14 protein-coding genes are annotated in these 14,198 nt (G+C 41.1%); 8 read left to right on the top strand and 6 right to left on the bottom strand.

The window, feature by feature from the left end; genetic code table 11:
• Positions 1 to 5: 5 nt before the first annotated feature.
• The 3 genes from ATS76_RS06270 to der all read left to right on the top strand — a co-directional run bounded on the left by ATS76_RS06270 (position 6) and on the right by der (position 3,356).
• A complete protein-coding gene (locus ATS76_RS06270) occupies positions 6 to 626 on the top strand; it encodes a YfgM family protein (protein WP_058551476.1) in 621 nt (206 codons plus the stop codon).
• Between the two features lie 10 nt (positions 627 to 636).
• On the top strand, positions 637 to 1,815 hold the full coding sequence (gene bamB, locus ATS76_RS06265) for an outer membrane protein assembly factor BamB (RefSeq protein ID WP_058404574.1): 1,179 nt from the start codon (positions 637 to 639) through the stop codon (positions 1,813 to 1,815).
• A gap of 74 nt (positions 1,816 to 1,889) precedes the next feature.
• Positions 1,890 to 3,356 (top strand): ribosome biogenesis GTPase Der, encoded by a 1,467-nt coding sequence (der, locus tag ATS76_RS06260; RefSeq protein ID WP_058551475.1) that lies wholly within the window; start codon positions 1,890 to 1,892, stop codon positions 3,354 to 3,356.
• 78 nt (positions 3,357 to 3,434) lie between these two features.
• Here the strand turns inward: der and ATS76_RS06255 are convergent, their stop codons facing one another.
• Positions 3,435 to 3,938, bottom strand: a complete 504-nt coding sequence (locus ATS76_RS06255; protein WP_058551474.1) for a TFIIB-type zinc ribbon-containing protein — start codon at positions 3,936 to 3,938, stop codon at positions 3,435 to 3,437.
• A gap of 40 nt (positions 3,939 to 3,978) precedes the next feature.
• The gene (locus tag ATS76_RS06250; RefSeq protein WP_082664327.1) at positions 3,979 to 4,566 is read right to left on the bottom strand and encodes a DUF4202 domain-containing protein; all 588 of its coding nucleotides are present in this window, start codon (positions 4,564 to 4,566) and stop codon (positions 3,979 to 3,981) included.
• Positions 4,567 to 4,785: 219 nt separating this feature from the next.
• On the opposite strand from ATS76_RS06250, the gene ATS76_RS06245 reads away from it, so the two are divergent.
• Both ATS76_RS06245 and ATS76_RS06240 read left to right on the top strand, forming a co-directional pair.
• Entirely contained in the window at positions 4,786 to 6,513 is a 1,728-nt protein-coding gene (locus ATS76_RS06245; protein ID WP_058551472.1) for a DUF885 domain-containing protein, read from the top strand.
• A gap of 157 nt (positions 6,514 to 6,670) precedes the next feature.
• Positions 6,671 to 7,981 (top strand): DASH family cryptochrome, encoded by a 1,311-nt coding sequence (locus ATS76_RS06240; RefSeq protein ID WP_058551471.1) that lies wholly within the window; start codon positions 6,671 to 6,673, stop codon positions 7,979 to 7,981.
• 1 nt (position 7,982) lies between these two features.
• Here ATS76_RS06240 and ATS76_RS06235 read toward each other — a convergent pair whose 3' ends face one another.
• Positions 7,983 to 9,077 carry a YeiH family protein gene (locus ATS76_RS06235; protein ID WP_058551470.1) on the bottom strand — a complete coding sequence of 365 codons (1,095 nt, stop codon included), beginning with the start codon at positions 9,075 to 9,077 and terminating at the stop codon, positions 7,983 to 7,985.
• 137 nt (positions 9,078 to 9,214) lie between these two features.
• Between ATS76_RS06235 and ATS76_RS06230 the strand changes: the two genes are divergently transcribed.
• Entirely contained in the window at positions 9,215 to 10,093 is an 879-nt protein-coding gene (locus ATS76_RS06230) for a LysR family transcriptional regulator (RefSeq protein WP_058551469.1), read from the top strand.
• A gap of 208 nt (positions 10,094 to 10,301) precedes the next feature.
• On the opposite strand, the gene ATS76_RS06225 is transcribed toward ATS76_RS06230, so the two are convergent.
• Together ATS76_RS06225 and ATS76_RS06220 are read right to left on the bottom strand one after the other, a co-directional pair.
• Positions 10,302 to 10,490 (bottom strand): hypothetical protein, encoded by a 189-nt coding sequence (locus ATS76_RS06225; RefSeq protein WP_058551468.1) that lies wholly within the window; start codon positions 10,488 to 10,490, stop codon positions 10,302 to 10,304.
• A gap of 152 nt (positions 10,491 to 10,642) precedes the next feature.
• On the bottom strand, positions 10,643 to 11,104 hold the full coding sequence (locus ATS76_RS06220; RefSeq protein WP_058551467.1) for a thioredoxin family protein: 462 nt from the start codon (positions 11,102 to 11,104) through the stop codon (positions 10,643 to 10,645).
• 671 nt (positions 11,105 to 11,775) lie between these two features.
• Between ATS76_RS06220 and ATS76_RS06215 the strand changes: the two genes are divergently transcribed.
• Positions 11,776 to 12,261: a hypothetical protein gene (locus ATS76_RS06215; RefSeq protein ID WP_058551466.1), complete on the top strand. Its 486-nt coding sequence runs from the start codon at positions 11,776 to 11,778 to the stop codon at positions 12,259 to 12,261.
• A gap of 20 nt (positions 12,262 to 12,281) precedes the next feature.
• Here the strand turns inward: ATS76_RS06215 and ATS76_RS06210 are convergent, their stop codons facing one another.
• Entirely contained in the window at positions 12,282 to 13,487 is a 1,206-nt protein-coding gene (locus tag ATS76_RS06210; protein WP_058551465.1) for an anhydro-N-acetylmuramic acid kinase, read from the bottom strand.
• Positions 13,488 to 13,634: 147 nt separating this feature from the next.
• Here ATS76_RS06210 and ATS76_RS06205 point away from each other — a divergent pair, with 147 nt between their 5' ends.
• Complete coding sequence (locus ATS76_RS06205; protein WP_058551464.1) at positions 13,635 to 14,123, top strand: GNAT family N-acetyltransferase; 489 nt, start codon at positions 13,635 to 13,637, stop codon at positions 14,121 to 14,123.
• The last annotated feature ends 75 nt before the right edge of the window (positions 14,124 to 14,198 follow it).

Below are 14,198 nucleotides of genomic sequence, written 5' to 3'. Positions count from 1 at the left end.
TAATCATGGATATACATTCAACAGAAGAAGAACAAGCAGAAGCCATTAAACGCTTTTTCCGTGAAAACGGTCTTTCACTGGCACTCGGTGTAATTGTAGGTTTAGGTGGCTTATACGGTTGGAAAGCCTACAACCAAAACCAAATTACAACCGCTGAGCAAGCGTCAGATTCTTACACTAAATTAGTAGAAGGCGATGATGTTTTATCATCAGCGGATGCTTTTATCAGTGAAAATAAAGACACAAACTATGCAGCACTTGCGGCGTTTGTAGCAGCTAAAGACGCCGTAGAAGCCCAAAAGTTAGATATTGCTAGCGAAAAGTTAAGCTGGATTGTATCAAACGTTGAAAATGCAGAATTAAAAGCGATTGCTATTACACGTTTAGCACGTATTCAAATTGCACAAACTAATTTTGACGATGCGTTAAACACACTAAATGCACCATTACCTGAAGCGTTTAATGCAAACGTTGCAGAGCTTAAAGGCGACATTTATGCTCAGCAAGGTAATAAAGAGCAAGCGCGCACCGCCTATCAGGCTGCGGTAGATGCAGGTGGGTTAACAGGCAACCCACTTTTACAAGTTAAGTTAGATGACCTAGCAGTAACTAGCCCAGCGGCATAAGGTTTTAGGTATGAAAAAATTAACGACCGCAACCCTTGCCCTATGTATGGCAACGCTAATGGGTTGTTCATCAAGTGATGAAGAAGACGAACTAGTCCTTCCCGAAATCGCCAATCAGTTTGAAACTGATGTGGTTTGGCAAGAGTCTGTAGGTAGCGGCGTAGAGCATTATTTTTCTCGCTTAACACCTGCTGTATACAAAGACACTGTTTATGTTGCAAACCGCGAAGGTCAAGTAGAGGCATTGTCGCTTACTAACGGCGATGTACAGTGGGAAACCGACGTACGTCAAGACACCTCATTTTGGCCTTGGAGCGACGACGGTACAGCAAAATTATCAGGCGGTATATTACAAGCTTATGGTAAACTGTATATTGGTTCTGAACACGGCTTTGTAGTGGCACTTGATCGCGAAACTGGCGAAGAAGTATGGCGCAAAAACGTACCTGGTGAATCACTTTCAAAAGCAGCAGCCGGCGACGGCCTTATATTTGTAAACCTAGGCTCAGGTAAATTATTAGCACTTCACCCTGATACAGGTGAAGAGCGTTGGAGCTTTGAACAAGAAGTGCCAGCACTTACATTACGCGGACAAAGTGCACCTACGGTTGCAAACGGTGGCGTTTTAGTTGGCCTAGAAACAGGTAAATTAAGCGTTTTAATTTCAGAAAGTGGTTACTCAGCTTGGAGCGCAGAAATTGCAGCTGCAAAAGGTGCTTCAGAATTTGAACGCCTGGTTGACGTAGACACGCAGCCACTCATTAGCGGCCCGTACGCCTATGCAATTGCATACAACGGTAACCTAGCAGCAGTTGATATTCGCTCTGGTAATGTGGTTTGGAAACGTGAATACAGCAGCTACCGCGAAATTTCGATGGATGCACAAAGTATTTATGTAGTAGACAGCAACGGCGTTGTTTATGCATTAGATAAAAATTCAGGTATTGAACGTTGGAGCCAACCCGCACTTCGTGGCTGGTACTTAACAGGTCCTGCTGTTACAGGTAACTATTTAGCCTTAGGCGACCAAGAAGGTAACCTACACTGGCTAAACAAGGAAACTGGCGAATTAGTAGCGCGTGAAGACTTTGATAGCTCAGGCTTCTTTGTTGAACCTGTTGTTGCCGACGACAAACTGATATTATACACCCGTGACGGTGAAGTAAGTGCGGTAACAATACCAAACTAACTTACTAATAGTCATATGGTTTTTATAAGGCTTCGCTCTGCGAAGCCTTTTGTTGTTTTTTTAAGAGGTAGTTTATGCTTCCCGTGATCGCTCTAGTTGGGCGACCCAATGTGGGCAAATCCACATTATTTAACCGTTTAACACGTACTCGTGATGCGCTCGTAGCCGATTTTCCAGGTTTAACACGAGATAGAAAATATGGCCAAGCTAGTTACGATGGCTATGAATTTATCGTGGTAGACACGGGCGGTATTGATGGCACTGAAGAAGGCATCGAGATCGAAATGGCTGACCAATCGCTACTTGCAATTGAAGAAGCCGACATCGTACTGTTTTTAGTTGATGCCCGCGTAGGCATGACCGTTGCCGACCAAGCTATTGCTAATCATCTTCGCAAGCAAGACAAAAAATGTTTTGTTGTTGCCAATAAAACTGACGGTATTGATGCTGACTCAAATTGTGCTGAATTTTACCAGTTATCACTGGGTGAGATTCATCACATTGCAGCAGCTCATGGCCGCGGTATTACGCTTTTACTTGAGCACACACTTCAGCCTGTTATTGCCGAACTCGCAGCACAAGATGAAGACGTAGCCGATAATGATGAAGAGCTCATTGATCTTTACGAAGAAGGTGAAGGCGACGATACTGACCACCAAGCATTTGCAGATAAACCAGTAAAGCTGGCTATTATTGGTCGACCTAACGTCGGTAAGTCTACACTTACAAACCGTATACTTGGTGAAGAACGTGTGATTGTGTACGATATGCCTGGTACAACACGCGACTCTATTTATATCCCTATGACACGTAACGAAAAAGAGTATGTGTTAATCGATACAGCAGGTGTTCGTAAACGTAAAAAAGTAAGCGACGTAGTAGAAAAGTTCTCAGTGATTAAAACTCTGCAGGCCATTGAAGATTGTAATGTTGTTTTACTGGTTGTAGATGCACGTGATGGAATATCTGATCAAGACTTAAGCCTATTAGGGTTTGCGCTTAATTCAGGCCGCTCGCTTGTTATTGCCGTAAACAAATGGGATGGACTAGATGATTACGTTAAAGATCGTATTAAAACCGAGCTTGACCGTCGTTTAGGTTTTATTGACTTTGCACGCTTACACTTTATATCTGCACTGCACGGTACAGGTGTTGGTCATTTATTTGAGTCGGTTGATGAAGCTTACGAGTCGGCCACTAAGCGTATTAGCACCGCAATGCTTCGCCGTATTATGGACATGGCACAGGCAGATCACCAGCCGCCACTTGTTCGTGGTCGTCGTGTTAAGCTTAAGTATGCGCATGCCGGTGGTTATAACCCGCCACGTATTGTAATTCACGGAAACCAAGTTCACGATTTACCAGATAGCTACAAACGCTACCTCATGAACTACTACCGTAAAGCACTTAAAATTATGGGCACCCCAATCAAAATCGAATTTAGAGAAGGTGATAACCCATTTGCAGGGCGTACTAATAAAGTAACGCTTTCGCAAAAACGTAAAATACGTGCCTTTGCAAAAGAAAACCGTAATAAATAAACTGCACAAGCGTTAATTTATTACAAAAAACGGCGTACTTTTTAGTACGCCGTTTTTGTTTTAATACGTTATTAAGAGTTACAAGCCAAGTAAAGCTAAGCGCACCAAGTTCTCAACCGCGGTTTCGTGCGCACTTTTATTTTTATTAGTTGGCATAAACCTAGAAGCAGGTGCCTTAATAGTTATAAACCCATGATTGGTGGACATTTCGTGCGCTAACAGTTTTCGCTTTTTGGGTGTTAGGTGGTTTTCGTGTATTTTTGCAAGCTCGCCGCTATCAAGCCATATTCCTGCACAACCCGGGCACTCGTCTATCTCAACCACTTTGAGCGGTGAAAAAAACCGACGCATCATCACTACCTTTTTGCACTTTGGGCAATTAATTCGTAGCGATACATCGTATTTACTCTCGCTATATTCACTCAAATGCTTAAGCAAAACCTGACCATGTTTTAACTCTGGCGAGCTAAACTTAAAAATTTGGCTGTTATCAAAAAATACGCCGCCTTGCGCTGACGTAAAAACAGTAATCCCGCCAATTAATAAAGGCTCAAGAGAGGTATTTGTACGTGGGCATAACATTCTAAAATCCTTTTATTTTAATACTTAACTTACACTACTTTTACTCAAGTGCTTTATGGATAAGCCCAACAAGCGGCGCAGGTAATGTAATATTGCCTGCAATTACAAACTCATGCGCGTCATCTGACATTTTTTGCCATGTACGGCGAATAATACCTATCCATTTTTGCTCATCGTAATCAGGCTTACTATTAGCAAACCCCAACATGTAATGCTCAATAAATACAAGACTTGCTACGTCTTCTACTAGTTGGCTATCGGGATTACGTTTAATATTTTTTTTAGCGACTGCATCGTACACCCTGTTTTGCTCAGCATCGTCATACCCAGCTCGCTGCATAAGTGCAACAACACTGCTTGCATGAAATATATAAAGTGCACTGCGCCATTGATGATAGCCCTGCTTGTTCATTTCAAAGTCACTACGCGGCGACTTCCAACGTTGTATATGCTGCCCACGCACTGCAATTTGCATAAGCTCATCTGCATCGGGCTTATAACGGCTAAGCATATCGCTCATACGAGTCGCATATAGGCTTTCTTTTGGCATGCTTTGTCCATTAAATAGCTCAGTGTTAGGGTCTTGGCTGTTTGCTTCATCAATTAAAGCGATTAATTTATTAAACATGACGGTCATTTTTTATAATAAGTTTTAGTCATTCTAAACGCTGATAAAACAATAAACTAGAGCTGCTATAAGTTATGCAGTGAAATTTGCTCAACCTTAAAATACAACCGATAAATTCATAAGGATAAAAGTAAGCGCATTGATTAAATTAACTTGGTACTATATTGAGCACAAATTAAAATAAAAAAAGCGCGACAAACTCGCCAATACCGGATGACTATGTTTAAAAAACGTATTTTAGCTATGTGCTTAGCAGCAACCTCGCTACCAAGCCTAGCCGACAGCAACAGCGATTTAAAAACCATTATTTATAATCACTGGCAAAACGCCAAAGCTGAAAAAATATTTTTTCGTACCGATCCAGACGGTTGGAAACCAAACGGCACATTACCAAATTGGAGCGAGCAAGCCATTGCAAAGCGCCAAGCCTATAACAACAGCGTTCTAGAGAGCTTAGCCAGCATAGACCCAAAAACGCTCGACACCGAGCAACTAATGAACTATCGCTTATTTAAATATGAGCGAGAAACCGAGCAACAAAGCTACCTTTATCAAGATAAGTATTTTCCGGTTAATTTTTTAAGTGGCTGGCATACCTACTTTGCAGAAGCGCCCGCTAATATGGCTTTTTTAACAGCTGATGATTACAACGCATTTTTAACCAGCCTTGCCGACTACCCGCGCTTCAATCAGCAAAATATTGATTTAATGAAAGAAGGTATAAAAACAGGGTTTACTCATTATTGTAAAACCTTTGAAAATTACAGCCAAAGCATTAGCGCGCATATAGTTAAAAACGCCGAAAACAGTGCCCTTTATGAGCCCTTTACGCGTATTCCTAATACATTTACCGCACAGCAAAAGGCAGACTATCAAGCCAAAGCTAAAGCTATAATTGCCAAAAGCATATTACCCGCATACGAACAGTTCTACGACTTTTTTAAAAATGAGTATATGCCACACTGTAGAGCGCAGCCTGGTATTGCAAGCGTTAAAGGCGGGCTTGATTACTACAAGTACACGGTTAATTACTACACCACAACAAACGCCACACCTAAACAAATACACGAACTAGGCCTTAAAGAAGTTGCGCGTATTAAAGCGCAAATGCAAAGCATTATTGATGAAGTAGAATTTGATGGCACTTATAGTGAGTTTTTAGAATTTTTAGCAACCGATGAGCAATTTTACGCAAAAGACGCGCAAGACCTGCTAGAAAAAACCGCTTTTATCACGCAAAAAATGTATGGCAAACTCCCCACTTACTTTGGCCATTTACCGCGTAATACCTTTACTATTAAAGGCTCAGCGAGTCGTGGCGCGTTTTATATGCCACCGCCAGACAACCGCTCACCAGGTACTTACTTTTTAGCCTCAACACCTAAACTGCAACCTTTATATAATTTAGAAGCACTCAGCCTGCACGAAGCCATACCAGGGCATCACTTACAAAATGCCATTGCTATGGAGCTAAATGTACCCGAATTTAGACGCACACTTAGTCACTCTGCTTTTGGCGAGGGCTGGGCCCTATATACAGAACGCTTAGGTAAAGAAGCGGGTTTTTATCAAAGCCCATACAGTGATTTTGGCCGTTTAGGTTACGAAATGTGGCGTGCTGTGCGTTTAGTGGTTGATACCGGTATTCATGCATTCGGCTGGAGCCGCCAAAAAGCAATTGATTACCTAGCAAGCCACACCGCTTTACCACAAAGCGCCGTGGAAGATCAGATAGATCGTTATATTTCATGGCCAGGCCAAGCGCTCTCTTACAAAATGGGCGAGATAAAAATACGCGAATTACGTGCAAAAGCCGAAAAAGAACTCGGCGCACAATTTGACATACGCAGCTTTCACGACACCGTTATAGGTCAAGGTTCACTCCCTATGGCTGTACTTGAAGACGTAATAAACGATTGGATAGCAGAGCAAAAATCAGCTATTTAAAATTTTCCCGATAAAATCAAAGGCGGTAACTTTACCGCCTTTTTTCAAATTGCAATCTTGCACGTATTTATAAATCTACTCGATTAAAAACACGATTAACTAATCCCTACCCGCTTTTGCTTCGTAAATACAACATCTAAAAAACCAGAGTATAAGTATGAGCAAACGCATTTTATATTGGCTACAAAACGATTTACGCCTTCACGACAACGCTATTTTTAGCAAACTTGCACTACAGCAATGCGCACTAGACGTCGTGTTTGTAATTAACCCCAACTGGTTTAAAAACACAAATTATCAGCAAAAGCAGTATGGTGAAAACAAGTACGCCTTTTTAATGCAAAGCCTTTATGAATTACAGCAAGTATTAATTGCACGTGGCCAAACTCTGCACGTGCTAGAAGGCGAACCAGTGAACGTTCTAAAGCAACGTATAAAAGAGCAATACATCGATGAAGTGGTTTACAGTGAGCAGTTTGGTGTGTACGAACAACGCGAAATTAATTTATTAAAAGCCCATTGCCCTGAAATTCAATTTACCAGTACCCTGCAGGATACTTTATATCAGCAAAACGAGCTGCCTTTTAATTTAAACGATTTACCTAAAAGCTTTACCCCGTTTAAAAAGAAGGTTGAAGCAGTCAATGTTCCAATTACACTCTCGCACATTACAACCGAGCTATTGCCTAAACCTATTACGCTGTGCGCTAAAAACCCAATTGAGTTGCCAAAAGCAATTAACACCTCAATGCATGGTGGCTTAACAAGCGCACAAAAACACTGTGAACAATACTTTTCAGGCGAATTACCTAGCACTTACAAAATAACTCGTAACGCGCTTGATGGCTTTGACAACACCACCAAATTTAGCCCATGGCTTGCTTTTGGGTGTATTAGCGCAAAACAAATATACAATGCTGTTGAACAATACGAACACACATATACCGCTAACGATTCAACCTACTGGATTAAGTTTGAACTACTGTGGCGCGAATACTTTAAATGGCATGCACTAAACGTACAAAGCAGCTTGTTTAGTTTCAAGGGGCAAAAGCAAACTAAGCCGCTTACTACGTTTATGCCAAACCGTTTTGCTGCTTGGTGCCAAGGCACAACCCCATACCCTTTAGTTAATGCCATTATGAAAGAGCTCAATGCAACCGGGTTTATAACAAACCGCTCCAGGCAAATTGTGGCAAGCTGCTTAGTAAACGAGCTTGGCCTTGATTGGCGATACGGCGCAGCTTATTTTGAGCAGCAGCTAATTGATCACGATGTAGCAGCCAACTGGGGAAATTGGCAGTACATAGCGGGAGTCGGCGTTGACCCACGTGGCGGACGCCACTTTAATATACAAAAGCAAACTGCACAGTTTGATCCAAACGGTACCTACACCAACAAATGGCAAGGCAATCAACATTCAGCTGCACAGCTTGATCACTTAAACGAGGTAGATTGGCCTGTATAGGTTAATGATTTAAAACCCCAAAAAGTTGCGCTATGCCTATATTAATGGCATAGCCACCCAAGGTTAAAAATAAAAACAAACAGCCCGCTAACAACAGGGGCTGTATGCCTGCTTGGCGAATAGCCCCCACTTGCGTCCGAAGCCCTAGCGCGACCATGGCAATGGTGAGCAATATATTGTCAAACCACACAATGTAGTTTGTAGCACCTTGGGGAATAACCGAGAACGAATGTACACCACTTGCCACAATAAATAACACAGCAAACCAAGGGATTGTAATACCTGCTTTTTGCTCGCTGCTGTGCTTGTTGTTTGTTTTTGCATGCTTTTTACTTTGCCAAAACGATAAGCCTACTAAAAATGGTGCAAGCATCATTACACGTAGCATTTTTTCAATCACGGCGGTGTCGGCTGCACTAGCGCTTACAGCAGTACCTGCTGCAACCACTTGCGCTACTTCATGAATGGTTGAACCTACAAAAATACCGTAAGCGTGCTCACTCAACCCCATAAACTCAAACATTATTGGGTAAGCAAACATACTTAACGTGCCAAACACCACTACCGTTGCTACCGCTACTGATACTTTATGCGCCTGTGCTTTTATAACAGGCTCGGTTGCCATTACCGCTGCGGCGCCACAAATAGAACTACCCGCGCCTATTAGTATGGTTGTTTGCTCATCGAGCTTAAATACGCGCTTACCTAGCTGCACTGCCAAAATAAATGTACCTAACAGCATTACCACATCGGTTAATAGGCCATGCCAGCCTACACCCCCTACTTGCGCAAAAGTAACTCTAAACCCAAATAAAATAATGCCTGCTTTGAGTAATATACTTTTAGCGTAATCAACACCTACATCGGTACGCGTAGCTATGCGCGAAAACACACTGTTGCCCACAATAATGCCAAGCACAATACCAATAGTGAGTGAGCTAAATTGCGCAGTTTGCATTATTTGTAACTTACTTAATGCAACAGATGCCCCCGCTAAAATAACCACCAGTAGCATACCTAGCCACCAGCGCGTATCGCCGTATTGCTTAGTATTAATACCCAAAGGCTGAAACCCATTTTTAATAGCGCTAAGCATACTATTCCCTCAATTGAACAACGTTAAACTGTTGACTTCATTTTAAGAAAGCGCAAAATATAACTCCAATACATTAAAATCATGATTTAATAACTTTAAGTTATACAATTAAAAGTTATGAAATTTAAGGTTATACAATGAACTTACATGCACTTCGGGTGTTTTATACAGTGGCTAAATTGGGTAGCTTTTCAGGCGCAGCCGAGGCGCTTTTTATAAGCCAGCCGGCTGTATCTAAAGCGCTAAAAGAGCTAGAGCACCAATTAAATTTACAACTTATTGAACGTGCATCTAAGGGCAAAAAGCTTACCTTAAGCGAGGGCGGCCAAGCCTTGTATGATCATGCACGTAGCATTTTTGCCATTGAAAAAGCCGCCATTGACGATATTAAATCGCGAACGGGGCTTAAGCGCGGCACGCTCGTTATTGGCACTAGCACAACCATTGCCAGCTATTGGCTACCGCCCTATTTAGCCAAATTTTGCGCTCAGTACCCGCATATAAAAGTAGAAGTACAAGTGGCCAATACCGCGCAAATTGAGCACGCATTGCTAGAGTGCACTATCGATTTAGCACTGGTTGAAGGCACACCCACCGAGCCGCATATAATAAGTAAGCACTGGCAAAACGATTTAATGAGTGTTGTTATACCCAGTAACTTTAAGCCCACTAAAAACTTAAAAGCATGGTTAAACAATCAATTTTGGCTACTGCGCGAGCCAGGATCGGGCACGTTAGAAATGTCGGTAAAGTTATTAGCAAAGCATGGCGTACAAGCAGAGCAAAGTATGCAATTGGGCAGCAACGAAGCCATAGCAAGAGCCGTTACTCAAGGTATGGGCGTTGCTTTATTGCCAAATGTAGTTACTGAGGATTTAGTTCAGTTAGGTAAATTAACACGCCTGAATCAAAACAATAGCGGGCAACTTTCAAGGCCCCTGCATCAGTTGCATTATAAAGACAGACCGTCTTCGCATGCTGCGCAAGCGTTCGAAAAAAGCCTATTTAGTGAATAGAGGTTATGCGTGTAAACTATGACTAGATTGTAAGACACCTATAAGCAAAAAAACTTTAGCTACATACAATTTGTTGGCATTTATCATAAACCACAATTGAACTTTTTCAGATCGCATTAATGTCATAAGCCACACAATTTTTAAGTAAAAGATTAATAATCAATACCAAATTCCTACTCATTCACATGTGTGGATAATACAAATAAGGTTAAGAAAAATACTTTGATGCTAAACCAATGCCAATAAGTAAAATAATTAATAAAACCCAATATTTTTTTGAACCATCTAGATTTTCACCACATACAGGGCAAGATGATGACGCGATTGGAGTCCCGTTAAGGTTTGTCGTTTTAACTACAGGTGAAGTAATCCCTGATTTACACTTTTTACACTTCATAAATATCCCTATTAATTTTAAATAAAATTACTGGTTGATGTTCGCATAACCCGTATCAAACCGACGCTAAATATCTGCCTATGGTTAGCAACAAATCAAAAAAGCCAAGCTTTATAGCCACTAACTGAATGGCTATAACATAAGGGTAGACCTTACAAGCCCTGCGTTAAATCTTCTGCTAATGTTCCGGTTGGCTTTTCAATTACGCGAACTAACTCTTTACCATCGTCTTTTACTATAAACGTAGGCGTGTACTGCAAGTCGTATGCCTCGGCTATTCCGGCATCATCGCGTTTGTTGTAACCCACTGCCACGTAGTCAATACTTGCAAGCTCTACCTTAGATTCATCAATTAACTTAATCAGCTTTGGCACTTCGCGATGGCTGTCGTGGCACCAAGTACCAAATAATACAATTAGCTCCTTACCTTCTAGCTTTTGCATTAAGGCAATATCTTGTTCGGTTGGCGTAAATGCGTTGTATTGTTCGTTAAATTTATCGTAGTCGCTTAATAGTGCTTGTGTACTTATCTCGCCCGAAAATGGCGCAACATCATCCGCACATGCTGCAAGTGGTACGCTTAACGCACACAATAAAATTAATTTTTTTAACATAAAGTTACTTTATAAAGAAGAGTTTAAACAACTATACCCAATGTTTAGTATTGAGTGAATAAAGAGTTCATATCGTACAAATTTATTTCCAATAAACTTGGCTAAAATTTAAAGAAAATATTCACTCTGCCTAAACAGTAAAAAAACATAAGTCGATCTTAAACTAGGGTCTGTTGATCTTTGTGGATTAAATTTTGTTCAAACTAGGGGCTATTTAATAGCGGCTCGAGGTTTGTAACCTAGTGTGCTTGATATCGGCTCCTAATTTATTTTACTGGTTTACATGCATGTAATAATAAATAAAAACCGAGTAAACTTCCGCGTCCTGCTCACGCCCGTCACCTAAACCTATGAAGGTAACTAAGCGTAAATAGGCCCTACGAGCCCCATTGGGCAGCGCCTGTTTGGCAATAAAGCGACGTTATCGCCAATTTATGGAGAATAAACTAAATTGGCTTTGCCTTACCTAAATACCAAACAAACTGGTGTAAATTCAATCTTGAAAACTCAACAGACCTTAATAGTTAACTGAAGCTCCGGTTAGTTAAGATCGCTTTTGATCAAACTACTCAAAAATTATACGATTTCGTACAATAGTCATAATTCTGTAATGTTGATGGTGGATAATTTCTACTCGATAAACTGATACTGTTGTAAGAAGACGAAGTAAAATGACCACACCTCTAGTGCAACTAACATTTGCACTGCAATCACTTGATGACCCGATGTCTGCGGCAATGAGCCACACCATGGAATACGAAAATCTTTCGGTACAAGCTAATGCGCTTCATGCAATCACACTGCAATGCGATTTACCCGATGCGGTACATGAAGGCGATGTTATTTCGCTTAGCGCAACACATCCAAGTGCCCGTGGTGCTCAGTATTTTACTGAAAACATTATTACGCAAGCCGATTTAGAGCGTGGTTACGTTAACCTTACTTTAAACAAGATCGCCCACAGCCAATGTTTTGTAATGCAGCTAATGTTGCATGGAAAATACGCTACCTTAAAAAATAGCCTTCAGTTTGATATGAATATTGACGCCTTTGAGGGCGGATATAACGCGCCACTCATCAATATCGAGCAATCAAAACCACAAGGGTTGCGCCGATATTTTGCAGGGGTAGGATCAACCTTTTTATCGTTATTTTAAAACGGTTTGCTCGAGAAAGCTTAATCGGGAAAGCTTATTTTTCCCATCGTTACTCCCGCAATACCTTGTGAGCAGCCTTTAAAATGTTGTTTTTCACCTGCTAGGCATTCGTTTGCTAAAATGGCAAACAATACGGCTTCTTTTGCATCGGGATCGATTCCCAATACTTGAGTATTTTTAAATGCCTTAACCTCTGGGCAAAGAGTTAAAAGCTGTTCCATTAATAACGGGTTATGTATTCCGCCGCCACTGGCATATACCACACAGTTTCCCTTGTTTTTAGCGCACTCTTTTATTGCAGCACTTATTACATTAGCACTAAATGCATTGAGTGTTGCCATTACATCTTGATGAGTTAAATCCTGTGTATTGGAGAGTGCTTGAGCCGCTTTTAAATACGCTAAATTAAATACTTCTGGCCCAGTTGTTTTAGGCATACTTAAATTAAAAAAGTCATCAGTGCATAACGCATTTAGCAAAGGTGTATTCACCCTACCTGCTTTTGCTATTTTTGCACCGTCGTCAAAATGCATCCCCTCAAAATATTTATGTACGTAGGCATCCATTATTGTATTACCCGGGCCAATATCGGAGCTAAATACCGCGCTAGCATCACCGCACTTGGGTAAAAATGTTAAGTTAGCAATCCCCCCCATATTAAGCAAAATACGGTTTTCAACAAGGCTTGAAAAAAACAAGTAATCGCCATAAACTGCAAGAGGTGCGCCTTCGCCCCCTGCGGCTATGTGCTTTTGCCTAAAATCACCAATGGTTGTAATACCGGTAGTAACGGCTATTTGGTCGCTATCGCCAATTTGTAATGTGCCATTAGTAAAGCTTTTATAATTATGTTGCGACTGTGGGCAGTGGTAAATTGTTTGCCCGTGACTGGCTATAACATCAATGCTTGCCGGATTTATCTGCCAAGTATGTAAGCACTGATTAACTATATCGCCATGTAATTTACCCACCCACGGGTGTAATAAGGTTACAAGTTCTAAATCGCACTCTCGTTTTGCAAATACCTGCTTTATTTTGCTTTTATACTCATTGTTATAGTCAACGGTAGTGAAATTTAGTATTTCAATATGCGTGTTTAAGCCTGCACCGCTTACCTTACATAAAGCAACATCGAGCCCATCTAACGAGGTACCACTCATTAAACCTATAATTAAACGGCTTGGCTTTTGGGCACTATTATAAAGGGCGGCTATGTGTGGATGCATAAAAGTATCTTAAACAGGTATCATATTTTGCTTATATTAGAGTACTTTAAAACAAAGTTATAGGCGTAAACGGTTAATCTTTGTGATTGTGCAATCTCTAATTGCTTGCTAACTTGACCCGTATGCAACAGACACTTAATTAAAACAATGATCACCCTAAGAGATTTTCAACCGCACGATGTCCCGCACATTATTAAAACCTTAAACGATGGGCTGGTGACACGCTTTTTATCGTCTAAAATTCCATTTCCATATACGCAAGCTGATGCGGATTGGTGGATAAACCAAGGCTCAAAAAATGGTATAATTAAAGCCATAGTTGTTAATGGGCAATGTGCAGGTTGTATAGGTATCACCCCAGGAGAATTTGAATACAACCGCAGTGGCGAAATAGGCTATTGGCTTAATAGTCACTTTTGGGGGCAAGGAATAATAACACTCGCTATTACACAAATTTGCGATGAAGCCTTTAAAAACTCAAATCTAAACCGTATTTTTGGCGCTGTGTTTGCTGGCAATACTGGCTCTATAGAAGCATTGACTAAATGCGGTTTTGAAGCCGAAGCCGTTCTCAAACACGCCATTTATAAAGACGGCGTTTTTTACGATAGCCATATTTTTAGCAAGCTAAAATAAATTGTTTAGAATAAATACTCTGCAAAGCTTGAATTAGCAGCCCTCCGCCCAAAACTCCTGTTATAAGGTACAAAT

Origin of the sequence: Pseudoalteromonas sp. 10-33 (genome assembly GCF_001469195.1) — a bacterium.
GTDB lineage: Bacteria > Pseudomonadota > Gammaproteobacteria > Enterobacterales > Alteromonadaceae > Pseudoalteromonas.
This window is presented reverse-complemented; position numbering and strand designations above follow the sequence as displayed.